The organism is Neisseria uirgultaei (assembly GCF_962719845.1).
In the GTDB taxonomy this organism is placed as follows: domain Bacteria; phylum Pseudomonadota; class Gammaproteobacteria; order Burkholderiales; family Neisseriaceae; genus Neisseria; species Neisseria bergeri.
Window position 1 is genome coordinate 1 of record NZ_CAUIYF010000020.1, and the last position, 22051, is coordinate 22051.

Annotated in this window: 21 protein-coding genes, 1 other RNA gene and 1 other annotated feature; of the genes, 7 read left to right on the forward strand and 15 right to left on the reverse strand. The window is 53.9% G+C overall.

Features of this window, described 5'->3' with window-relative positions; all coding sequences use genetic code 11:
• Positions 1–166: 166 nt before the first annotated feature.
• From Q9J32_RS09305 to ffs, 8 genes are all read right to left on the reverse strand, one after another.
• Positions 167–337 (reverse strand): rubredoxin, encoded by a 171-nt coding sequence (locus tag Q9J32_RS09305; protein ID WP_002217326.1) that lies wholly within the window; start codon positions 335–337, stop codon positions 167–169.
• A gap of 501 nt (positions 338–838) precedes the next feature.
• Positions 839–1930: an acyl-CoA dehydrogenase family protein gene (locus Q9J32_RS09310; protein ID WP_301885723.1), complete on the reverse strand. Its 1092-nt coding sequence runs from the start codon at positions 1928–1930 to the stop codon at positions 839–841.
• A 131-nt stretch (positions 1931–2061) separates the two neighbouring features.
• Positions 2062–2610 carry a carboxymuconolactone decarboxylase family protein gene (locus Q9J32_RS09315; RefSeq protein ID WP_118796721.1) on the reverse strand — a complete coding sequence of 183 codons (549 nt, stop codon included), beginning with the start codon at positions 2608–2610 and terminating at the stop codon, positions 2062–2064.
• A 154-nt stretch (positions 2611–2764) separates the two neighbouring features.
• Positions 2765–3136: a DUF2628 domain-containing protein gene (locus Q9J32_RS09320; RefSeq protein ID WP_304667271.1), complete on the reverse strand. Its 372-nt coding sequence runs from the start codon at positions 3134–3136 to the stop codon at positions 2765–2767.
• Positions 3137–3153: 17 nt separating this feature from the next.
• Positions 3154–3291, reverse strand: a complete 138-nt coding sequence (locus Q9J32_RS09325; protein ID WP_304667270.1) for a hypothetical protein — start codon at positions 3289–3291, stop codon at positions 3154–3156.
• Positions 3292–3315: 24 nt separating this feature from the next.
• The gene (dld, locus tag Q9J32_RS09330) at positions 3316–5007 is read right to left on the reverse strand and encodes a D-lactate dehydrogenase (protein WP_301885325.1); all 1692 of its coding nucleotides are present in this window, start codon (positions 5005–5007) and stop codon (positions 3316–3318) included.
• A gap of 96 nt (positions 5008–5103) precedes the next feature.
• The gene (locus Q9J32_RS09335; RefSeq protein WP_115437517.1) at positions 5104–5523 is read right to left on the reverse strand and encodes a hypothetical protein; all 420 of its coding nucleotides are present in this window, start codon (positions 5521–5523) and stop codon (positions 5104–5106) included.
• A 221-nt stretch (positions 5524–5744) separates the two neighbouring features.
• An RNA gene (ffs, locus tag Q9J32_RS09340) (signal recognition particle sRNA small type) lies at positions 5745–5841 on the reverse strand.
• Positions 5842–6101: 260 nt separating this feature from the next.
• Between ffs and Q9J32_RS09345 the strand changes: the two genes are divergently transcribed.
• From Q9J32_RS09345 to Q9J32_RS09355, 3 genes are all read left to right on the forward strand, one after another.
• On the forward strand, positions 6102–9935 hold the full coding sequence (locus Q9J32_RS09345; RefSeq protein ID WP_301885322.1) for a DUF3683 domain-containing protein: 3834 nt from the start codon (positions 6102–6104) through the stop codon (positions 9933–9935).
• Positions 9936–10023: 88 nt separating this feature from the next.
• Complete coding sequence (locus Q9J32_RS09350; protein ID WP_002213118.1) at positions 10024–10458, forward strand: hypothetical protein; 435 nt, start codon at positions 10024–10026, stop codon at positions 10456–10458.
• A 99-nt stretch (positions 10459–10557) separates the two neighbouring features.
• Entirely contained in the window at positions 10558–11559 is a 1002-nt protein-coding gene (locus tag Q9J32_RS09355) for a tRNA dihydrouridine synthase (protein WP_301885317.1), read from the forward strand.
• A 61-nt stretch (positions 11560–11620) separates the two neighbouring features.
• Here the strand turns inward: Q9J32_RS09355 and Q9J32_RS09360 are convergent, their stop codons facing one another.
• From Q9J32_RS09360 to greA, 3 genes are all read right to left on the reverse strand, one after another.
• On the reverse strand, positions 11621–11803 hold the full coding sequence (locus Q9J32_RS09360) for a hypothetical protein (protein ID WP_211709927.1): 183 nt from the start codon (positions 11801–11803) through the stop codon (positions 11621–11623).
• A 171-nt stretch (positions 11804–11974) separates the two neighbouring features.
• Positions 11975–12118: a hypothetical protein gene (locus tag Q9J32_RS09365; protein WP_301885312.1), complete on the reverse strand. Its 144-nt coding sequence runs from the start codon at positions 12116–12118 to the stop codon at positions 11975–11977.
• A 135-nt stretch (positions 12119–12253) separates the two neighbouring features.
• On the reverse strand, positions 12254–12730 hold the full coding sequence (gene greA / locus Q9J32_RS09370) for a transcription elongation factor GreA (protein ID WP_003709053.1): 477 nt from the start codon (positions 12728–12730) through the stop codon (positions 12254–12256).
• 391 nt (positions 12731–13121) lie between these two features.
• Here greA and aroA point away from each other — a divergent pair, with 391 nt between their 5' ends.
• Positions 13122–14423 carry a 3-phosphoshikimate 1-carboxyvinyltransferase gene (aroA, locus tag Q9J32_RS09375; protein ID WP_301885310.1) on the forward strand — a complete coding sequence of 434 codons (1302 nt, stop codon included), beginning with the start codon at positions 13122–13124 and terminating at the stop codon, positions 14421–14423.
• A 71-nt stretch (positions 14424–14494) separates the two neighbouring features.
• Here the strand turns inward: aroA and purE are convergent, their stop codons facing one another.
• The 4 genes from purE to Q9J32_RS09395 are packed head-to-tail and all read right to left on the reverse strand — an operon-like array spanning position 14495 to position 16605.
• Entirely contained in the window at positions 14495–14980 is a 486-nt protein-coding gene (purE, locus tag Q9J32_RS09380; protein ID WP_300905538.1) for a 5-(carboxyamino)imidazole ribonucleotide mutase, read from the reverse strand.
• A 47-nt stretch (positions 14981–15027) separates the two neighbouring features.
• Positions 15028–15741 carry a tetratricopeptide repeat protein gene (locus Q9J32_RS09385; protein ID WP_118792225.1) on the reverse strand — a complete coding sequence of 238 codons (714 nt, stop codon included), beginning with the start codon at positions 15739–15741 and terminating at the stop codon, positions 15028–15030.
• The gene (locus Q9J32_RS09390; RefSeq protein ID WP_301885308.1) at positions 15741–16409 is read right to left on the reverse strand and encodes a class I SAM-dependent methyltransferase; all 669 of its coding nucleotides are present in this window, start codon (positions 16407–16409) and stop codon (positions 15741–15743) included. The genes Q9J32_RS09385 and Q9J32_RS09390 overlap by 1 nt, the downstream gene beginning before the upstream one ends.
• Positions 16410–16419: 10 nt before the next feature.
• The gene (locus tag Q9J32_RS09395) at positions 16420–16605 is read right to left on the reverse strand and encodes a DUF3460 family protein (RefSeq protein ID WP_002213027.1); all 186 of its coding nucleotides are present in this window, start codon (positions 16603–16605) and stop codon (positions 16420–16422) included.
• Positions 16606–16748: 143 nt separating this feature from the next.
• On the opposite strand from Q9J32_RS09395, the gene mutL reads away from it, so the two are divergent.
• From mutL to Q9J32_RS09410, 3 genes are all read left to right on the forward strand, one after another.
• Positions 16749–18725: a DNA mismatch repair endonuclease MutL gene (gene mutL / locus Q9J32_RS09400; RefSeq protein ID WP_301885307.1), complete on the forward strand. Its 1977-nt coding sequence runs from the start codon at positions 16749–16751 to the stop codon at positions 18723–18725.
• An 87-nt stretch (positions 18726–18812) separates the two neighbouring features.
• Positions 18813–20942, forward strand: a complete 2130-nt coding sequence (gene dnaX / locus Q9J32_RS09405; protein ID WP_304667266.1) for a DNA polymerase III subunit gamma/tau — start codon at positions 18813–18815, stop codon at positions 20940–20942.
• Positions 20002–20041, forward strand: a sequence feature (This ribosomal frameshift element is known only in the genus Neisseria.). It overlaps the preceding gene by 40 nt.
• Positions 20943–21021: 79 nt before the next feature.
• Entirely contained in the window at positions 21022–21357 is a 336-nt protein-coding gene (locus Q9J32_RS09410) for a YbaB/EbfC family nucleoid-associated protein (RefSeq protein WP_002219073.1), read from the forward strand.
• Positions 21358–22051: the final 694 nt, after the last annotated feature.

Below are 22051 nucleotides of genomic sequence, written 5' to 3' on the forward strand. Positions count from 1 at the left end.
GGGGGTGATTTTTGACGTTTTTTGCCGAAAATTTACATTCGGGCGGTTAAAAGGAAAAAGCCGTGTCGCATCTGTGCAACACGGCTTGGCGGGCTGAAAGGGATAAAGCGGTGTTCCCTGCCGCCGCAGGCGGAACGCTGGGATTTTCCGAGGGATTCGGCTGCCGCTATATCACGAAATCCAACAGGTAGAAATCTTCTTTGCCTACGCCGCATTCGGGGCATTTCCAGTCGTCGGGGATGTCTTCAAACTTTGTCCCGGGGGCGATGCCGTGTTCGGGATCGCCGTGTTCTTCATCGTAAATCCAGCCGCAGGGGCCGCACATATATTGCGCCATTTGTGTTTCCTTGTTTTTTGTATAGTGGGTTAACAAAAACCGGTACGGCGTTGCCTCGCCTTGTCCTGATTTTTGTTCATCCGCTATAAATCAGGGTTTGGGAGGATGGTGAGGTATCCGCCCGGTTTTTTTGGGGGTTGGGGGTTTTTTCGATAGATTCCTGTGGTTTTTCGGTTACTGGATTCCCACTTCCGTGGGAATGACGGTTTGGAGGTTTCGGTTTTTTCGATGGATTCCTGTTGCGTTAGGGGGCTGGATTCCCGCTTTTGCGGGAATGACGACCCCCGCTCCCGCGTCATTCCCGCGCAGGCGGGAATCTAGTCTGTTTGGTTTCTGTTTTTCCGATGGATTCCTGTGATTTTTCGTTTGCTGGATTCCCGCTTTTGCGGGAATGACGGTTTGGGGGTTTCTGTTTTTTCCGATGGATTCCTGTTGCGTTGGGGGCTGGATTCCCGCTTTTGCGGGAATGACGCGGTGGGGGTTTCGGTTTTTTCCGCCTGTTTATTTTGCGGCTTCGATTGCCGCTATTTCTTTGCGGAGGTGTTTGATCGCGGGGGTTACGATGGCAACGAACATTGCTTCGCGGACGCGCCTTTGGGCGGGACTGCGCATCAGGTAGCCTTTCGCGCCGGAATGCAGGGCGGCGGATTGGGCGGCGGCAAGTGCCAGTACGGCGGCGGCTTCGCGCAGCTTGAGGGTAGCAAGGTTGTCGGGCGTGCCGCTCCAAGCCAAGTCGGCGAGCCGTTCGGTTTCTGCCCACGCGCCGTCCAACCTTGCTTTGAGGCTGTCGTAGCCGTCGTCGAGATAGCTGTTGACTTCGGCGTTGACGATGTTGGCGAGGCGGATGATGCCGAGGCTGCCGTCAATCACGCCCGCGCCGATGCCGATTTGCAGGAGGATGAAGCCTGCTTTGATGCTTTGGATGTAGTCGGCAAACTGTTCGGGCGCGGCGATGATGTCTTCGTCGGGGATAAATACGTCTTTAAAGTTCAGGCTGAAGGTGCGCGTGCCTTCGAGGGCGCAAAATTCGGGGCAGTTTTGCAGGCTTACGCCTTCCCATTGTCCGCCGGTGATAAACATAACGTAGCCGCCGCCGATTTGGGCGGTATTTGCCCAAATGTGGTCTTCGCCGATGTTGGACACCCACGGCAGCGCGCCGTTGACTGTATAACCGCCCTCCACGCGCTCGGCTTGAAGGTTGTGTTTTTCAATGCCGGCAAGGTGTTTGACGGTATTGGACATACCCGTACCCGCCAATACTTTGCCTTGCAGGATGTCGGCAAGGTATTTGTCTTTGACGGCTTGGTTGGGCGTTTGATGCAGATACCACGCGCAAGCCGCCTGACACCACGCGCTGAAGGAGGTTGCGCCGCATTCTTTGCCGATTTCGCGCAAAACGGCGATTTGCGTTGCCAAACCCAAGCCGTTGCCGCCTTCGGCTTCTGTGCCGACTGCGCCGAATCCGCCGATTGCACCGAGTTCGCGCATAAATGCTTCGGGGTAGTATCCTTTGCGGTCGATGTCGTCCACTATGGGTTTGAGCTTGGTTTTGACGAGTTCGGCAACATTGGCAATCAGGGTTTGGGCGTTCATCTTTGTTCCTTAAGGTTTGCGGGGGAATCGGGGGTGCGCCTGATGCGCGGCTGCTTCCCTGCCGCTTAGGCGGCTTGTTTTTGTTTGAGGGAGGGTTGAAAAACCGCCCGATATTCGGGCGGTTTGCCGTATCAGGCGTAAGCCTGCAATTCGGGGTTGATTTCGGTTTGGGCGAGGTTGTTGACGTAGTTGCACAGGGTTGCCAAGGCTACGCCCATCACGACTTCGACCGCCTGCTGCTGGTTGTAGCCCGCATCAAAAAATGCTTTGAGTTCGTCGTCGGATACCGCGCCTTTTTTCGCCATTACGGCTTGGGTAAAGGCGGCAAGCGCGCCGAGTTTGGCATCGTCAAATTCGCCTGCCGCCAAAGCGCGCGCGGCTTTGACGGACTGTTCGGAAAGGAGTTTTTTCAGGGTTGCGAGTTTGGTGTGTCCTGCCACGCAGAAACCGCATTGGTTGGTGCGGGCGGCAATAATCTGGATCACTTCGACTTCACCGGCGGTCAGGCTGTTGGCGGCATTGAGCTTGCCGACTTCTTGGTAAAACGCCAAGGCTTCGGGGGCGTTTGCCAATACGCCGATAAGGTTAGGGATAAAGCCGTTGTTTTGAAGTACGGCCTCTACGCGCGGTTTGGCGGCTTCGGGAGCGGTTTCGAGGGTGTGTACGGTTAAACGTGCCATGTTTCTTTCCTTGTTTGCAATATTATTGAAGGGATGGACGCATGGTACGCATTTCGGAACGGAATAGGAAAGATTGTTTGGTTATGTGCTGCAAACGAAAAGTTATAAGAAATGCCGTCTGAAGCCTTTCAGACGGCATCGCGGGGAAACGCGCCTACCTGCCCCCGCGCCCGAAATATTGCGCCAATGCGGCTTGGGGGTTGGCGGCCTCGACTGTTTCGGGCAATTCGGTATAGCCGCGCGATAAAAGGTGGCGGGCATAAAGGCTGTTGCCCTTTACGCCGAACCAGACGGAAACCGCCAAGCCCAATACGTTAAACGCCGAGTCTGTGGCGGGCGTGTCGCCGTAAACCAGTTGGGCAAACACCGCCAGCACGAATATCGCGCCCGTCAGCCCCAGCCCCAAACCCCACATTCTTTTGAAACACGCCCACAGCGTACCGAACAAAAGGCCCGGCCACGACCAGCCTTGTTTGACGGCTTGGGGCGGCAGTGCGGGATGGGTGTAGATTTTGTATGGTTTCATCGTGTTTCCTTAATGCTTCAAACCTGCCTTCGGGCAGAATCGGGGGCGGCTGCCGGAAGGTTGCGCCCGTGTGTCGGCATACGGCTTGAACATGCCCTTCGGGGGACGCAAACCCGACAATGCCGTCTGAACGGCGTTTTGCCTTCAGACGGCATTGCCTGCCTTCAAAGCGGACGCGCTTATTCCGCCCAGTTTTTCTTTTTGCTGGTTTTGCCGATGCCCGGGTTGAAGCTGTTGGTCGGGTCGAGTTTGCGGTAGAACTGTTTGAGCGCGGGCTTGGCTTCGTACAAATGGCCGACGTTGTGTTCGGCGGGATATTGCGCGCCGCGTTGGTCTAAGAGATGCAGCATTTCGTGTTCCAACGCCATGCAGTCGTTGCCTTTTTTGATGATGTAATCCTGATGGAAAACGTGGCACATAAAATGTCCGTAGTAGAGCTTGTGGATGATTTTATTGTCGATTTCCGAAGGCAGTTTTTCAAACCAGTCGCGATCGTCGCGGCGCAGGGCGATATCCAGCGCGACCAAGTCCTCCACTTCGTCGTCGTGTACGGCACGGTAGCGGATGGCGGCGGAGGCGACGGCGAAACGGTGCAGCATGGCGGCTTGGGTTTCTTCGGCGTTGCATTCGAAAAATGCGCCGCCGTGGTGTGCAAAATACTCTTTCAAAAACGCGCGCGCTTCATCCACGCCTTTTCCGCCCATTTTCAGAATCAGATGGTGTTCGTATTTGTCGCGGTAATCGCGCATGGATTTGGGCAGGTGATCGGGCAGGTATTTGCTGACGAACTGCATTGCCTTGTCGGAAAAATGTTTGGGCAGGAAGCTGACTTTTTTGCCGAACCTGTCCACGCGCGCCTTCAAATCAAATAATTTCGGCAGTTGGTGCGTACCGAATTTTTTGATGACGTAAAACGTGTCTTTGCCGTACACGTCGGCAATGTCGAAAGCGTGGCGGTGGATGTATTCGCCGGAAACGGGCAGGCTTTCAAATTCGCCCAAGGCGGCGCGGCGGATGTCGGTCAGCTCGTTGATGTCGTTGGTGCCGATGTAGAACACGGCGGTTTGTTTTTCTTGCGGGAAGGTGTCCAAACGGACGGCAAAAACCATCAGCTTGCCCGCGCAGCCCGAGGCTTCGTAATGGCGCGCGGGGTCGGCGTTGAAACGCGCGGCGGTCGGTTCGTCCACTTGGCGGACGTGTTCGCAATAGGCGTGGTCGTGTCCTTTGCCAGCATCTTGCGTAATGTCTTTGTTTTGATAATGATGACCTTGAAGATTGGTCAGGATCTCTTCGGGCGTACTACCCAAATCTATGCCCAAATGGTTGACCAGCTCCAGTTTGCCCTCTTCGTTGATTTGGGCAAACAGCGCCATTTCCGTGTAGGCCGGGCCGCGCTGCACCAATGCGCCGCCGGAGTTGTTGCACACACCGCCCAAGACAGACGCACCGATGCAAGAAGAGCCGATAACCGAATGCGGTTCGCGCCCCAAAGGTTTCAGCAACAATTCAAGCTGGTTCAGGGTAGAGCCAGGCAGACAGACGACTTGTTCGTTGTTGTTGATGGTTTGGATGATGTTCATCCGCATGGTGTTCACGATCACGATGTCGCGGTCGTAATCGTTGCCGTCGGGGGTCGAGCCGCCCGTCAAACCGGTATTCGCCGCCTGCGTAATCACAATCACGTCCGCTTCAACACATGCCTGCAAAATTTTCCACATTTCCAGAATGCTTCCGGGCCGAACCACCGCCAACGCCCTGCCCTCGCCGAAGCGGTAGCCCTGGCGGTATTGTTCGGTTTTCGCGGGGTCGGTGATGATGTATTTTTCGCCGACGGTTTGGGTCAGGCTGCTGATTAATTGCGAGGCGTTCACGGTACTCTCCTATCGGGATAAGCGGCGGCGCAAATCCCGGTACGCCGCCGTATGTTCAATTTGGATATTTTGGTGCAGCAAGTTGCACGCTGCAAATTATTTTTGGTTAAAGAAATAATGTAATTTAATATTTTTGGCATTTGCCGCGTTTTCCAAATCGGCCTTGTCGCTTTCGCTGTCGCCCATCATATAGACACTGACATTGTTTCCGACTTTCTTTGCATGGTTTAAGGAATAAAGTGCGGTCGCCTTATTAAGCATTTGGCTGCTTCCCACCACGCCGACGTTGATATTGTCCGCGCCGAGCATTTCAATCATATTCGATGTCGAAGGCGAGCCGGATGTTTTAATCATTCCGACAGCCACCGCATCGGAAAGCGGGTTATTTGTCGCGGGAACCTGCACGACAACAGAGCGTTCTCCCCGCGGCATTTCAACCATCAGCCGACCGACATTGACACCTGTTGCGCAAGCTGCAAGCATACCGGTGAGGGTTATCATTAGAAGTTTTTTCATTTGCCTACTCCTTTAGTCTTTAATCAAACTGCCCTATTCGTCATAAACTTGAAATTGAACCATACTCCCATTTTTATAGGGCCGGTTCTTCATTGGCCTGTATGGATACATTGTAATGATGCGTTATGGCAAAGTAAAGAAAATGCCGTCTGAACGGCTTTCAGACGGCATCGGTGCGATACGGGAACGCCGGAACATCGAAGCTCCGGCGTTTCAAATAGGGCGGCGGGCCAAACCCCCGGCACTGGCGCATCGGAGTGGGCTGCTGGCTTCCGCCCCTGACCCGGTGTTCCGATTTGCCATGCGGGGAGACCCGCCTCAGAGAAACGGCATTATAACGGGTTTTATGAAAAACTCAACCGTTTTGATACGGTCATACGCCGGAAACACTGTCTAAAACTTATATCCGATAATATTGTCAACAATTTCTCAAAGCGTCATTTTGTTTCTATAAGGGTATTTCCTGTTTCGGCATTGAAAAATATTAAGAATTAAACTACATTATTGCCTTTCAAAATTTGTCTGCAACCGACCGTTCGGACAACACTCAAATAAAAACAACCAAACACGGACACGCCATGACCACGACTACCGCCCCGCAGCGTATTCGGGAAATTCCCTACAACTATACTTCTTATACCGACCGCGAAATCGTCATCCGCCTGTTGGGCGACGGGGCGTGGCAGATTCTGCAAGATTTGCGCGGTCAACGCAAAACAGGACGTTCGGCACGGATGTTGTTTGAAGTGTTGGGCGATATTTGGGTGGTCGTGCGCAATCCGTATCTGGTCGATGATTTGCTGGAGCATCCGAAACGCCGCGCCGCGCTGGTACGCGAAATGCGCCACCGCTTAAATGAAATCCGCAAACGCCGCGACGATAATCGGCAAGTGGATGTATTGGTTGCGGCAGCGGAAAAGGCAGTCGAACGTTTTGATAGCAGTTTTAATGAAACCAGCCAAAAACGCCATCAAATTTTGGAACGCTTAAGCAAAATTACCAAGCCGCACAATATTATGTTCGACGGGCTGGCGCGGGTAACCCACGTTACCGATGCAACCGACTGGCGCGTCGAATATCCGTTTGTCGTCGTCAATCCCGACACGGAGGCGGAAATCGCGCCTTTGGTGCGCGCCTTAATCGAGCTGGATTTGGTCATTATCCCGCGCGGTGGCGGCACGGGTTATACCGGCGGCGCGGTACCTTTGGATGCAATGAGCGCGGTCATCAATACGGAAAAACTGGACAAGCATCGCGGCGTCGAATTTGTCGAGCTGGTGGGTTTGGACGGCAAACATCCGATTATCCATTGCGGCGCAGGCGTAGTAACCCGCCGAGTGGAAGAAACCGCGCATCAGGCGGGCTTGGTGTTCGCCGTTGATCCGACTTCTGCCGACGCGTCATGCGTGGGCGGTAATGTGGCGATGAACGCGGGCGGCAAAAAAGCCGTGCTGTGGGGGACGGCGTTGGACAACCTCGCCTACTGGAACATGGTTAACCCTCAAGGCGAATGGCTGCGCATCGAGCGCGTGCGCCACAATTTCGGCAAAATCCACGATGAAGAAACCGCCGTATTCGACGTTCACACGCTGGATTCAGACGGCATCAATATCGTTAAAACCGAACGCTTGGAAATCCCCGGCCACAAATTCCGCAAAGTCGGTTTGGGCAAAGACGTTACCGACAAATTCTTGAGCGGACTGCCCGGCGTGCAGAAAGAAGGTACGGACGGCATCATCACCAGCGTCGCCTTCGTGTTGCACAAAATGCCGAAATACACGCGCACCGTGTGTATGGAGTTTTTCGGCACGGTCGCCACCGCTACGCCGTCCATTGTCGAAATCCGCGATTTCTTGCTTGCACATGAAAGTGTACGCCTTGCCGGTTTGGAACATTTGGACTGGCGTTATGTCCGCGCCGTCGGCTATGCCACCAAAGCGGCAGGCAAGGGGCGGCCGAAAATGGTCTTGCTGGCAGACGTGGTTTCCGACGACGAAGCCGCCGTAGCGGCAGCCGCCGAACACATCTGCGAACTTGCCCGCGCCCGCGACGGCGAAGGCTTTATCGCCGTATCGCCCGAAGCGCGCAAAACCTTCTGGCTCGACCGCAGCCGCACCGCCGCCATCGCCAAACACACCAACGCCTTTAAAATTAACGAAGACGTGGTCATCCCACTTGAAAGGCTCGGTGAGTATTCAGACGGCATCGAACGCATCAACATCGAGCTTTCCATCCAAAACAAACTCAAACTCTGTGCCGCCTTGGAGCAATATCTTTCGGGCAAACTCCCCATCGACAAAATGGGAACAGACTTGCCGACCGCCGAACTGTTGGGCGAACGCGGCAAACACGCCCTAGCCCACGTTTCCGCCGTCAAAGCGCGTTGGGAATGGCTGCTTGCCAACTTGGACGCGCCGCTTACCGACTATAAGGCCCGCTACGGCGCAGCCGTCCACGCCGCGCCCGAAGCCAAAGACCATGAAAGCTGCTTTACCGCATTCCGCGATTTCCGCCTGCGCGTGTCTGTCAAAGCGGACGTAATGAAGCCGCTTGCCGAAATCTTCAGCGGCAAAACCGACACCAAGATTATCCAAGGCTTGGGCAAAATCCACGCCAAAACCGTACGCAACCGCGTCTTCGTCGCCCTGCATATGCACGCCGGCGACGGTAACGTTCATACCAATATTCCGGTTAACTCAGACGATGCCGAAATGCTTCAGACGGCCTATCGTTCGGTCGAACGCATCATGAAAATCGCCCGCTCTCTCGGCGGCGTGATTTCGGGCGAACACGGCATCGGCATCACCAAGCTCGAATTTCTGACCGATGAAGATTTGCAGCCGTTTTGGAACTACAAAAACCAAGTCGATCCGAAACATACCTTCAATCGTCACAAACTGATGAAAGGCTCGGACTTACGCAACGCCTACACGCCGTCTTTCGAGCTTTTGGGCGCGGAATCGCTGATTATGGAAAAATCAGACCTCGGCACCATCGCCGATTCCGTCAAAGACTGCCTGCGCTGCGGCAAATGCAAACCCGTCTGCTCTACTCACGTTCCGCGCGCCAACCTGCTGTACAGCCCGCGCAACAAAATCCTCGGCGTGGGGCTGTTGACCGAAGCCTTCTTATACGAAGAACAAACCCGCCGTGGCGTTTCCATCAAACATTTTGAAGAACTCATGGACATCGGCGACCACTGCACCGTGTGCCACCGTTGCGTCAAACCCTGCCCCGTCAACATCGACTTCGGCGACGTTACCGTAGCCGTCCGCAACTACCTTGCCGATTCCGGCCACAAACGCTTCGCACCCGCCGCATCGATGGGCATGGCGTTTTTGAACGCTACCGGCCCAAAAACCATCAAAGCCCTACGCGCCGCCATGATACAGACCGGCTTCCCCGCGCAGAATTTCGCCTACAAAATCGGCAAACTGTTGCCCGTCGGCACCAAAAAACAAAAAGCCGAACCGAAAGCTACCGTCGGCACCGCCTCAATCAAAGAACAGGTTATCCACTTCATCAACCGTCCTTTGCCCAAAAGCGTGCCCGCCAAAACACCGCGCTCCATGCTCGGCATCGAAGACGATAAAAGCATCCCCATCATCCGCAACCCTGCCACGCCTGAAGATGCCGAAGCCGTGTTCTACTTCCCAGGTTGCGGTTCGGAGCGTCTGTTCAGCCAAATCGGACTTGCCGTCCAAGCCATGCTTTGGCACGTCGGCGTACAAACCGTCCTGCCGCCCGGCTATATGTGTTGCGGCTATCCGCAGGACGCGGGCGGCAATAAGGCAAAAGCCGAACAAATGAGTACCAACAACCGCGTGGCTTTCCACCGTATGGCGAACACCCTCAACTACCTCGACATTAAAACCGTCGTCGTCAGTTGCGGTACCTGCTATGACCAACTGGAAAAATACCGTTTTGAAGAAATCTTCCCAGGCTGCCGTATCATCGATATCCACGAATACCTGCTCGAAAAAGGCGTGAAACTGAACGGCGTGAAAGGTCAGCAATACCTCTACCACGACCCCTGCCATACCCCCATCAAAACCATGAACGCCACCCAAATGGCAAGCAGCCTCATGGGGCAGAAAGTCGTCTTAAGCGACCGCTGCTGCGGCGAGTCCGGTATGTTCGCCGTCAAACGCCCCGACATCGCCACACAGGTCAAGTTCCGCAAACAAGAGGAAATTGAGAAAAACCTCAAAGAGCTGCCGCAGGGCGAACCCGTCAAAATGCTGACCTCCTGCCCAGCCTGCCTACAAGGTTTGAGCCGCTACGCCGACGACAACAATATGCCTGCCGACTACATCGTCATCGAAATGGCGAAACACATCCTCGGCGAAAACTGGCTGGATGAGTTTGTAAAAAAAGCCAACAACGGCGGTGTAGAGAAAGTGTTGCTGTAACAACGGACACGGAAATGCCGTCTGAACGCCGAAAGTCTTCAGACGGCATTGTTTGAACCAAATCATCGCAATATTTTATGGAAATTTTATGGATAACAAAAAAGAATTTATTAATAATTTAACAAATAGGTATATGTGGATCTATCCATTGGTCTTAAATATTCTATTTCTACCTTTTTACCAGTCCTACCAATCTTTTTTTATTGCGCTTGGTTGTTTGTTTGCACTGGTTAGAAAAATGCAAAGCTTAGATTTTAAATTACAAAATCATATTGTATTGTTAAATATAAAAAGTGCTTGGGCAGATAAAAAAGTATTTTTGATTAGGATAGTAGTGTCATGGTTGGCGGTAATGGAAATATGGATGTGTTTTATTTCGGAATCATCAACGTGGGTATGCGGTGCTTTTTGTTTAAATAGTGAAATATTGGAAAAAATTTTTCGTGGCTTTGGTTATTCTGGTAGTTTATATTTTTTATTTATATTGATGATTGATCTCAATAAGTTAAGAGAGAGTATTTGAATTTCATTTTTTGTTTGACTTAAACTCAAGGAGAATAACAATGATTGGTAGTGGTGATACTAAACAATGCAAAAAATTTTCTGCATACCTACCCGAATCATGATTGACGGACAAACAAACGAACCCAAACAAAAAACCCGAATCATCCTTGCCCCTATGCAAGGTCTGATAGACGATGTGATGCGCGACCTGCTGACACGGATAGGCGGCTACGACGAATGCGTCAGCGAATTTGTACGCATTACCCATACCGTGCATTCCCGCGCCACATGGTTAAAATATGTCCCCGAAATCGCCAACGGAAACAAAACGTTTTCCGGCACGCCCTGCACCGTCCAGCTTTTGGGCAGCGATGCAGACAATATGGCGGCGAATGCGCTGGAAGCCGTCCGCTTCGGTGCGAACAAAATCGATTTGAACTTCGGCTGCCCCGCGCCCACCGTCAACAAACACAAAGGCGGCGCAATACTTTTAAAAGAGCCGCAACTGATATTCCACATCGTCAAAACGATGCGCGAACGTTTGCCCGCACATATTCCGCTGACGGGAAAAATGCGGCTCGGCTATGAAGACAAAAGCCCTGCTTTGGAATGCGCCTGTGCGATTGCCGAAGGGGGCGCGTGCGGACTGACCGTACACGCGCGTACCAAAGCCGAGGGTTACGAACCGCCGGCGCATTGGGAATGGATACGCAAAATCCGCGATACCGTCAATATTCCCGTTACCGCCAACGGCGACGTTTTCAGCCTGCAAGACTATATCAGCATCAAAACAATCAGCGGCTGCAACAGCGTCATGCTGGGGCGAGGCGCGGTCATCCGCCCCGATTTGGCGCGCCAAATCAAGCAGTATGAAAGCGGCCTGCCCGTTACGGATACCGATTTTGCCGAAATTTCCAAATGGATACGGCTCTTTTTCGATTTATGCCTGGCAAAAGAGGCAAACAATAAATACCCGATCGCCCGTCTTAAGCAATGGCTGGGCATGATGAAAAAAACGTTCGACCCGGCGCAAACGCTGTTTGACCGCGTCCGAACGGTTAAGGATGCGGATGAAGTACGCCGAATCCTAAACGCATTTGAGCATGAGATGAATGTTTGACTGTCTCCCATGCTTCAAAGCAAATGCCGTCTGAAAATCTTTCAGACGGCATTTCATATCTTTATTGCCGCTTTTCTTCCGTATCCGGCGTATTTTTGTTTTTCAGCTTCGCACCCAAGCCCAAACGTCTTTCATAATCCGATTGGGGGGTATCGTCTTCCTGCATGCCGAATGCGCTGGCATTGACCCACAGCGACAGCAGCGAAACGATAAAGGCGAAAAAGCCGACTACATACCAAAACATTGCCCCTCCCGATTTGTTAAAATCATATCAAATACGGTACTGAATCTACCACAAGCCCATGGTCAAATAAATCTTCTACCCGCATTATTTCATTCATTTACTTTGGAAATAAAAAAGGACACCTGAAAATTTTGCAAAACTTTTCAGATGCCCCGATTTGACGTATTCGAATCAGCCGCCGCACGCACCGCAGCAGCCGCCCTCGCTGTGTCCGCCTTTTTTATCGTCGCCGGCAACGGGCAATTCGACTTCTTCATTTGTTTTTTCTGCATTTTCGGGCAGGTCGTTGACTTTGATTTTAGCAGTTTCGCTCATTTCCTTACCTCATTTGGAAAACGGTTTGAAAGATTCAGGAATATAGCATATTTAATCCAGACCTGAAAAGGAAAGCCGTATGCAAAATGCCGTCTGAAGCCCAATCAGGGCTTCAGACGGCATTTTGCCGCCGAATCAAATATATTGAACTTCGATAATGTCGTATTCGCGCACGCCGCCCGGTGCCTGAACTTCCGCCGTATCCCCTTCTTCCTTGCCGATTAAGGCGCGTGCAATCGGAGAGCCGACATAGATTTTGCCCTGTTTGATATCCGCTTCGTCTTCGCCGACAATTTGGTAGGTAACGTGTTCTTCCGTTTCCAAATCTTCCAGCGTAACCGTCGTACCGAACACGATTTTTCCTTCGGCATGGATTTCGGTCGGATTGATAATATGGGCAACGGAAAGTTTGTGTTCCAGCTCGGAAATGCGGCCCTCGATAAAGCCTTGGCGTTCTTTGGCGGCTTCGTATTCCGCGTTTTCGGACAAATCTCCGTGTGATCTGGCTTCGGCGATCGCTTCGATCACTTCGGGGCGCGCCACGCTTTTGAGCTGCTGCAATTCCTGTTTCAGCAATTCCGCACCGCGTACGGTCAGGGGGATTTTTTGCATCGGTCTTTTTTCTCCATATTCCGGCACACCGGTTTGCGGCAGCAAGCATCCCGCGTACCGTCTTGCTTTGTGCGTCCGGATATTAAAATAAAAATACAAGCCGCCCGGAAAATCGGCGGCTTGTCTGTCGTTGAACAACGGCTATTCTACCAAATTCTATGAAATTGGCAATCGTGCCGTGCCGCCGGCAAACGCGCCATGTCCGCAACAAAAGCCGAAAATATGCCCGCAAAAAAATTTTAGAAACAAAAAATTTAAAAATAATCAATTTTCAGCACAAAAAACCACATTCACGGACTTTAAAACCGAAAATGCCAAACCTGAGATTTTTCAGACGGCATTTGCACCAGTATAATGCAGTCTGTCTTTATCCCTATATTTACGTTTTGCCATGACCGAATCCGTCCGCCTCCCCGCCGCCCGTCTCAAACCTTCCACCGTCGCCCTGCCCGGCTCCAAAAGCATCAGCAACCGCACCCTGCTGCTCGCCGCCTTGTCCGACAATGCTTGCGAAATCCATTCCCTGCTCAAATCCGACGATACCGACCGTATGCTCGAAGCACTCGATAAACTCGGCGTTCAAATCGAACATCTTGCCGAAGGCCGTCTGAAAGTACACGGCACAGGCGGACGTTTCCCCAACCGCTCTGCCGATTTGTTTTTGGGCAACGCGGGCACGGCGTTCCGTCCGCTGACCGCCGCACTGGCTGTTTTGGGCGGCGATTATCATCTGCACGGCGTGCCTCGTATGCACGAACGTCCCATCGGCGATCTGGTCGATGCGCTGCGGATTGGCGGCGCCGATGTCGAATATCTCGGCAACGAACACTATCCGCCGCTTCATATCGGCGAACGCCAAGACAACGGCGAACGCGTGATTCCGATTAAAGGCAATGTGTCCAGCCAGTTTCTGACCGCCCTTTTGATGGCGTTGCCTCTGACCGGGCAGGCGTTTGAAATCCGTATGGTCGGCGAGTTGATTTCCAAGCCCTATATCGACATCACTTTGAAACTGATGGCGCAATTCGGCGTACAGGTTGCCAATGAAGACTACCGCGTCTTCAAAATCCCTGCCGATGCGCACTACCACGCGCCCGAACACTTGCACGTCGAAGGCGATGCCTCCGGCGCGTCCTACTTCCTCGCAGCCGGTTTGATTGCCGCCACGCCCGTCCGCGTTACCGGCATCGGCGCAAACAGCATACAGGGCGATGTCGCCTTTGCCCGCGAGCTGGAAAAAATCGGTGCGGACGTGGTGTGGGGCGAAAACTTCGTCGAAGTCTCGCGCCCGAAAGAACGTGCCGTCCTAGCCTTTGATTTGGATGCGAACCATATCCCCGATGCCGCCATGACCCTTGCCATCGTCGCGCTTGCCACAGGGCAAACCTGCACGCTTCGCAACATCGGTTCGTGGCGCGTCAAGGAAACCGACCGCATTGCCGCAATGGCGAACGAGTTGCGCAAACTCGGTGCAAAAGTCGCCGAAGAAGCCGAAGCAATTCACATCACCCCGCCCGAAACGCTGACGCCCGACGCCGTCATCGACACTTACGACGACCACCGCATGGCGATGTGTTTCTCGCTGGTTTCGCTGTTGGGCGTACCCGTCGTCATCAATGACCCGAAATGCACCCATAAAACCTTCCCGACTTATTTCGACGTGTTCTCTTCGCTGACCGAAACAGCGGAATAAGGCGGAAAAATGCCGTCTGAAACCCGAAACAGGGCTTCAGACGGCATTTGTGTATTCGCGGACGGCGGGTTTTAAATCTGTTCCAATTCCATATTCAAAACAGCCTGTTCCTGTTTGGCGCGGAAGTCTGCCAGTTTTTGCGCCAGTTCGGGATTTTCATTGGCCAGCATGGAAACGGCAAACAATGCCGCATTGGCCGCGCCTGCCTCGCCGATGGCGAAGGTGGCGACGGGTACGCCTTTGGGCATTTGTACAATCGATAAAAGCGAATCTTCGCCGCGCAGGTATTTGCTGGGGACGGGTACGCCCAAAACGGGGACGGTGGTCTTGGCGGCAACCATACCGGGCAGGTGCGCCGCGCCGCCCGCACCCGCGATGATGGCTTTGATGCCGCGCGCCCGTGCGGTTTCGGCGTATTGGAACATTAAATCCGGGGTGCGGTGTGCGGAAACGACGCGCGCCTCATATTCTACGCCGAAGTCTTCAAGAAACTGCGCTGCCTGCCGCATAACGGGCCAATCGCTGTTGCTGCCCATAATGATGCCGATTTGTATCATAAATCCTCCTTGGTGCGGATGGGGTAAAAAGCGGAAAAATGGAAAAACTATCGTTTGCGTACGGCTGCGGCGGCGCGTTTTGCCGCCGGGCTGCCGGGATAGGTCTGTATCAGGCTGCGCCAAGTCGCCCTTGCAATGTCTTTCTGCTGCAACCTGTATTGGCATTCGCCGATTTTGAATATGGCTTCGGGCGCGGTTGGGCTGTCTTTGAAACGGTTGGCGTAACGCCCTCCGATTTCGATGACGGATTCACAGTTCCCCATACGCGCCCTGCTTTGCAGCAACAGGTACATACTGCGTTGCGCGATGCTGCCGCCGTCTCCACCATCCGCGCCTTTCAGCAGGGCGGCAGCGGCGGCGAACCTGCCGTTTTGATAGTGTTTGAGTGCCTGATTGTAGAGGTTTTGTGCGGTTTCGACGGTATGTGCGGATGCGCTGCCGCCTTCGGTATTGAGGTAATGCTCTTTCAACTTGCGGTCGTCGAGTTTTTGGACGTATGCCCTGCCGGAAGGGTGTGTTTTCGCATGCTCCAGTGCTTTGACTTTGCCGTTTAAGGTTTCCACTTCGTTCGACAGCCGGATAATCCTGTTTTCCAAATCGTCCAAACGGTCTTGCAGAGTGGGAACGGGATAGGGAATGCCGTCTGAAGCATTTTCCCGTGTCGGCATTTCGGTTCGGCTGCCTGTCGGAACGGGTGAAACGGAAGCACAGGCGGCAGACACAGACAGCCAAATGATAAAAAGCGGTAATCGGGTCTTCATTATTTTTTCAGAAGCAGGGTCAAACCGTCGCCGACGGGCAGGGTGATGGGGACGATGCGCGGGTCGTTCGGCAGGTTTTGATTGAAATCTTTGAGAATTTTGATGCTGGGCGGCGTATCGGAAGCCTCCTCGCGCATCACCCTTCCGTTCAGCAAAATATTGTCGATGGCGATGATGCCGCCTTGCCGGACAAGCTTGAGGCAACGCTCGAAATATTGCGGCGTGGGCGGTTTGTCTGCGTCTATCAGTGCCAAATCGTAGCTTCCGGCTTTACCCTGTGCAATCAAATCATCCAATGTCAGCAATGCGGGTTGCAGGTGCAGGCTGATTTTATGTGCCACACCGGCCTCGTTCCAAACCTGACGCGCCGTATCGGTAAAGGTTACATTGATGTCGCAGGCGGTAATCCGCCCGTGTTCGGGCAACGCCAATGCAAGCGCGGTGCTGCTGTATCCGGTAAACACGCCGATTTCCAGATATTTTTCCGCACGGATCAGCTTTGCCAGCCAAACCAAAACCGCCGCCTGTTCGCGCGCAATCGCCATTTTGCCCATACGGTGATGCCCGGTTTTCTCGCGCAGCCGCGTCAAAACGGGATGTTCGGGTTCGCCGATGCTGTTCAAATAGTTTTGCAGGTCGGGGGCGACATTGGACAGATGGGTCGTCATTTCGGCGGATTCAGTCTTGGTAATAGGTATAAGGTTTTTTCGCTACTTTCGCCGCCTCGAAGTTTTCCTGTTCTTCGGGATTGAGTTCAACATCCCACAAAAGCCCCCTGTTTTCCAAACGCTGCTGTTCCAACTCAGGTTTTTCTTCAATCAGGCGGTTGAGGAATTGTGTGGCATCGGATTGGTAGTGATACATCTTTGTGCTCCAATTTTACGGAATATGGCGTGATTATACTGGTATTTTCCAAACGGGATAAACGGCTTTTATCAAGAATACAGGCAGAAAAGTAAGGGGTTTTATTATAGAATGAAGCGTTTTTTGAAACGGAAGCCCATGCCATGTCCCGAATTGCCACCCTGCCCGACCATCTTGTCAACCAAATCGCCGCCGGCGAAGTGGTCGAACGCCCTGCCAACGCTTTGAAAGAAATCGTTGAAAACAGTATCGATGCAGGCGCGACGGCGATTGATGTCGAACTGGCGGGCGGCGGCATCCGTCTCATCCGCGTCAGCGACAACGGCAGCGGTATCCATCCGGACGACATCGGGCTTGCGCTCCACCGCCACGCCACCAGCAAAATCAAAACCTTAAACGATTTGGAACACGTCGCCAGCATGGGCTTTCGCGGCGAAGGCTTGGCCAGTATCGCCTCCGTCAGCCGCCTGACCCTGACCAGCCGTCAAGAAGACAGTTCGCACGCGACCCAAGTCAAAGCAGAAGACGGCAAACTCAGCAGCCCCACTGCCGCCGCCCACCCCGTCGGCACCACCATCGAAGCCGCCGAACTCTTCTTCAATACCCCTGCGCGGCGCAAGTTCCTCAAATCCGAAAACACCGAATACGCCCACTGCGCCACGATGCTCGAACGCCTCGCGCTGGCGCATCCGCACATCGCTTTCTCGCTCAAACGAGACAGCAAACAAGTGTTCAAACTTCCTGCACAAAGCCTGCATGAACGTATTGCCGCCATTGTCGGCGATGACTTTCAGACGGCATCTCTGGAAATCGACAGCGGCAACGGCGCATTGCGGCTCTATGGCGCGATTGCCAAGCCGACTTTCGCCAAAGGCAAAACCGACAAACAATACTGCTTCGTCAACCATCGTTTTGTGCGCGACAAAGTGATGCTCCACGCCGTCAAACAGGCATACCGGGACGTATTGCACAACGCCCTCACCCCTGCTTTCGTCCTCTTCCTCGACCTGCCGCCCGAAGCCGTGGATGTCAACGTCCACCCGACCAAAACCGAAATCCGATTCCGCGACAGCCGCCAAATTCACCAACTGATATTCCACACGCTCGACAAAGCCCTTGCCGACACGCGTGCCGACCTGACCGAAAGCGTGAGCAACGCAGGCGAAGTGTTGCATGACATTACCGGCGTTACGCCTGCCCCAATGCCGTCTGAAAACGACAGCGAAAATCTGTTTGATAGCGCATCCAACTACCCGACAGGCAACAAACCCGATACACGCAATGCCTTTGGTTCATCAGGCAAAACCGCGCCCATGCCTTACCAAGCCGCGCGTGCGCCGCAACAACACAGCCTCTCCCTGCGCGAAAGCCGCGCGGCCATGAATACTTACGCCGAGCTTTACAAAAAAACCGACGACATCGACCTTGAGTTAAGCCAATTCGAACAGGCACGTTTCGGCAATATGCCGTCTGAAATGCCTATTCCCCAAACAGATACGCCGCTTTCAGACGGCATCTCATCCCAATCCGAACTGCCGCCGCTCGGTTTTGCCATTGCCCAATTACTTGGCATCTACATCCTTGCCCAAGCCGAAGACAGCCTGCTGCTCATCGATATGCACGCTGCCGCCGAACGCGTCAACTACGAGAAAATGAAACGCCAACGTCAGGAAAACGGCAACCTGCAAAGCCAACGCCTGCTTATTCCCGTAACCTTTGCCGCGTCCCACGAAGAATGCGCCGCCCTCGCCGATCATGCCGATGCACTGGCAGGCTTCGGGCTGGAACTGTCCGACATGGGTAGCAATACCCTCGCCGTCCGCGCTGTCCCCGCCATGCTCGGCAAAGCCGACGTCGTTTCGCTCGCCAAAGACGTATTAGGCGAACTCGCCCAAGTCGGCAGCAGCCAAACCATCGAGGAACACGAAAACCACATCCTCGCCAGCATGTCCTGCCACGGTTCCGTCCGCGCCGGCCGCCAACTTACCCTGCCGGAAATGAATGCGCTCCTGCGCGATATGGAAAATACGCCGCGCAGCAACCAGTGCAACCACGGCCGCCCGACATGGGTCAAACTGACTTTAAAAGAATTGGATGCCTTGTTTTTACGTGGACAGTGAACCCCTTCGTGAGCCGGTTCGAAAAATGCTAGAATACGCGCCCGGATACGTCCCGAACGGACAAAACGCTTAATCAAAGAGAAAAATATGGCTTATCAAGTTCTTGCACGAAAATGGCGTCCGAAAACCTTTTCCGACCTAGTCGGTCAGGAACACGTCGTCAAAGCCTTGCGCAACGCGCTGGACGAAGGCAGGCTGCACCACGCCTACCTGCTGACCGGTACGCGCGGCGTGGGCAAAACCACCATCGCCCGCATCCTTGCCAAAAGCCTCAACTGCGAAAACGCGCAACACGGCGAACCTTGCGGCGTATGCGAAAGCTGTACGCAGATCGATGCCGGACGCTACGTTGACCTGCTGGAAATCGACGCCGCCTCCAACACAGGCATCGACAACATCCGCGAAGTATTGGAAAACGCCCAATATGCACCGACTGCCGGCAAATACAAAGTCTATATCATCGACGAAGTGCATATGCTTTCCAAAAGCGCGTTCAACGCCATGCTCAAAACGCTGGAAGAGCCGCCCGAACACGTCAAATTCATCCTTGCCACGACCGATCCGCATAAAGTCCCCGTTACCGTCTTGAGCCGCTGCCTACAATTTGTCTTGCGCAACATGACTTCGCAGCAGGTTGCCGACCACCTTGCCTACGTCCTCGACAGCGAAAAAATCGCCTACGACCCCCCCGCCCTGAAACTTTTGGGACGCGCCGCCGCCGGATCGATGCGCGATGCCTTGAGCCTGCTCGACCAGGCCATCGCCCTGGGTTCGGGGAAAGTTGCCGAAAACGATGTCCGCCAAATGATCGGCGCGGTTGACAAACAATACCTGTACGAACTGCTGACAGGCATCGTCAATCAAGACGGCGAAGCCCTGACCGCAAAAGCGCGGGAAATGGCGGTGTGTGCCGTCGGCTTTGACAACGCCTTGGGCGAACTCGCCATACTCCTGCAACAACTCGCCCTGATACAGGCAGTCCCCTCCGCCTTGGCGCACGACGACCCCGATTCCGATATTTTGCACCGCCTCGCCCAAAACATAAGCGGCGAACAAATCCAGCTTTACTACCAAATCGCCGTCCACGGCAAACGCGACCTGAGCCTCGCCCCCGACGAATACGCCGGCTTTATGATGACCCTGCTGCGTATGCTGGCGTTCGCACCCTTGGCGGCAGCTTCGTGTGATGCAAACGCCGTGATTGAAAATACCGAACTTCAATCCCCATCGGCACAAACCGCCGAAAAGGAAACCGCCGCAAAAAAGCCCCAACCGCGCCCTGAAGCAGAAACCACCCAAACGCCCGTTCAGACGGCATCCGCAGCGGCAATGCCGTCTGAAAGCAAAACCGCCGAACCCGTTACCAATCAAGAAAACAACGATGTTCCGCCTTGGGAAGACGCGCCGAACGAAGCCCAAACCGCAGCCTGCACGGCGCAAGCATCGGCAAAAAGCATTCAGACGGCATCCGAAGCCGAAACGCCGCCCGAAAACCAAGTTTCCAAGAACAAGGCAGCCGGCAACGAAACCAATGCCCCCTTGTCCGAAGTGCCGTCTGAAAACCCCATTCAGGCAACACCGAATGATGAAGCCGTTGAAACGGAAACATTTGCACACGAAGCCCCTACAGAACCTTTCTACGGTTACGGCTTTCCGGATAATGACTGCCCCGTAGAAGACAACGCAGAAATCCCGCCGCCCGATTGGGAACACGCCGCCCCTGCCGATACCGCAGGAGGAGGCGCGGACGAAGAAGCAGAAGCGGGCGGCATCGGCGGAAACAACACGCCGTCCGCCCCGCCGCCCGAATTTTCCACCGAAAACTGGGCAGCCATCGTCCGGCACTTCGCCCGCAAACTCGGCGCGGCGCAAATGCCGGCGCAACACTCCGCGTGGACGGAATACCATCCCGACACCGGCCTGATGGTTTTGGCGATGACCGCCGAAGCCCGCGCCACCGCCGACAAAAAACGTCTCGACAAAATCCGCGACACCCTCGCCCAAGCCTACGGGCTGCAACTCACACTGCAAACCCAAGACTGGCAGGACGAAGCCGGCCGGGAAACCCCCGCAATGCAGGACAAGCGCGTCCAAGCCGAAGACAGGCAAACAGCACAAGCATTGCTCGAAGCCGACCCCGCCGCACAAAAAATCCTCCAAGCATTCGGCGCGCAATGGCAGCCCGAATCACTGGAATTGGCGGCAAACCGGCCATAAACAGATATAATGCCGCCCGAACCCTTCGGACGGCATTGCCGTTTCCCTCATCCAATCAAAACAGACAGGAGTTTTACCAATGTTCGGAAAAGCCGGATTAGGCGGCCTGATGAAACAGGCGCAGCAAATGCAGGAAAATATGAAAAAAGCGCAAGCCAAACTTGCCGAAACCGAAATCGAAGGCGAAGCAGGCAACGGCTTGGTCAAAATCACAATGACCTGCGCGCACGAAGTACGCAAAATCGACATCAGCCCCGATTTGATTCAAGAAGCCGCTGACGACAAAGAAATGCTCGAAGACCTCATCCTCGCCGCCCTCAAATCCGCCCGGGGCAAAGCCGAAGAAACCGCAAACAAAACAATGGGCGCATTCACCCAAGGTCTGCCCCCCGGAGTGGGCGACTTCTTCCGCTGATCCCCGACCGTCATTACCGCGAACGCGGGAATGACGGAGGGCAATGCCGTCTGAAACTTCGTCATTCCCGCGCAAGCGGGAATCCGATAACCGAAAAACCACAGGAATCTATCGAAAAAAACACAAACCCCCATACCGTCATTCCCGCGCAGGCGGGAATCCAGAAACGCAACACAACAGGAATCTATCGGAAAAAACACAAACCCACACACCGTCATTCCCGCGAACGCGGGAATCTAGAATGTAGAACCTGAGAAACCGTTTTATCCGATAAATTTCCGTGCCGACGGGTCTGGATTCCCGCTTTCGCGGGAATGACGGCATCAGTTTGCAGGATTCGGCGGAAACGGTAAAAACAGCAAGAATGATAAGAACGTAAAAACGGCAAAAATAGCGGGAATCGGCAGACTGAAGCCTACCCTGCCATTATTTACACGTCCGTACCGCTTAAATGCCGTCTGAAACTTCGTCATTCCCGCGAACGCGGGAATCCGATAACCGAAAAACCACAGGAATCCATCGGAAAAAACACAACCCCCACCGACCGTCATTCCCGCGAAAGCGGGAATCCGGAACCTCTAAACTTTCAGATAATCTTTGAATATTGCCGCCTCCACCAATCCACCCACACCAACCCAAAGCCCCAAACACCCCCTCCCTCAAAATCATCCAATAATGTAAAATCCCCCCCCCC

Bases quoted from the DNA above. Each gene is read 5' to 3' on its own strand.
- Q9J32_RS09345 (WP_301885322.1), top strand. From the start codon at position 6,102: ATGACCACGACTACCGCCCCGCAGCGTATTCGGGAAATTCCCTACAAC.
- Q9J32_RS09410 (WP_002219073.1), top strand. From the start codon at position 21,022: ATGTTCGGAAAAGCCGGATTAGGCGGCCTGATGAAACAGGCGCAGCAA.
- Q9J32_RS09390 (WP_301885308.1), bottom strand. From the start codon at position 16,409: ATGACGACCCATCTGTCCAATGTCGCCCCCGACCTGCAAAACTATTTG.
- greA (WP_003709053.1), bottom strand. From the start codon at position 12,730: ATGCAAAAAATCCCCCTGACCGTACGCGGTGCGGAATTGCTGAAACAG.
- Q9J32_RS09310 (WP_301885723.1), bottom strand. From the start codon at position 1,930: ATGAACGCCCAAACCCTGATTGCCAATGTTGCCGAACTCGTCAAAACC.
- Q9J32_RS09350 (WP_002213118.1), top strand. From the start codon at position 10,024: ATGGATAACAAAAAAGAATTTATTAATAATTTAACAAATAGGTATATG.
- Q9J32_RS09365 (WP_301885312.1), bottom strand. From the start codon at position 12,118: ATGAGCGAAACTGCTAAAATCAAAGTCAACGACCTGCCCGAAAATGCA.
- mutL (WP_301885307.1), top strand. From the start codon at position 16,749: ATGTCCCGAATTGCCACCCTGCCCGACCATCTTGTCAACCAAATCGCC.
- Q9J32_RS09355 (WP_301885317.1), top strand. From the start codon at position 10,558: ATGATTGACGGACAAACAAACGAACCCAAACAAAAAACCCGAATCATC.
- dnaX (WP_304667266.1), top strand. From the start codon at position 18,813: ATGGCTTATCAAGTTCTTGCACGAAAATGGCGTCCGAAAACCTTTTCC.
- aroA (WP_301885310.1), top strand. From the start codon at position 13,122: ATGACCGAATCCGTCCGCCTCCCCGCCGCCCGTCTCAAACCTTCCACC.
- Q9J32_RS09335 (WP_115437517.1), bottom strand. From the start codon at position 5,523: ATGAAAAAACTTCTAATGATAACCCTCACCGGTATGCTTGCAGCTTGC.
- Q9J32_RS09305 (WP_002217326.1), bottom strand. From the start codon at position 337: ATGGCGCAATATATGTGCGGCCCCTGCGGCTGGATTTACGATGAAGAA.
- Q9J32_RS09395 (WP_002213027.1), bottom strand. From the start codon at position 16,605: ATGTATCACTACCAATCCGATGCCACACAATTCCTCAACCGCCTGATT.
- Q9J32_RS09315 (WP_118796721.1), bottom strand. From the start codon at position 2,610: ATGGCACGTTTAACCGTACACACCCTCGAAACCGCTCCCGAAGCCGCC.
- Q9J32_RS09360 (WP_211709927.1), bottom strand. From the start codon at position 11,803: ATGTTTTGGTATGTAGTCGGCTTTTTCGCCTTTATCGTTTCGCTGCTG.
- purE (WP_300905538.1), bottom strand. From the start codon at position 14,980: ATGATACAAATCGGCATCATTATGGGCAGCAACAGCGATTGGCCCGTT.
- Q9J32_RS09325 (WP_304667270.1), bottom strand. From the start codon at position 3,291: ATGCCGTCTGAAGGCAAAACGCCGTTCAGACGGCATTGTCGGGTTTGC.
- Q9J32_RS09320 (WP_304667271.1), bottom strand. From the start codon at position 3,136: ATGAAACCATACAAAATCTACACCCATCCCGCACTGCCGCCCCAAGCC.
- Q9J32_RS09385 (WP_118792225.1), bottom strand. From the start codon at position 15,741: ATGAAGACCCGATTACCGCTTTTTATCATTTGGCTGTCTGTGTCTGCC.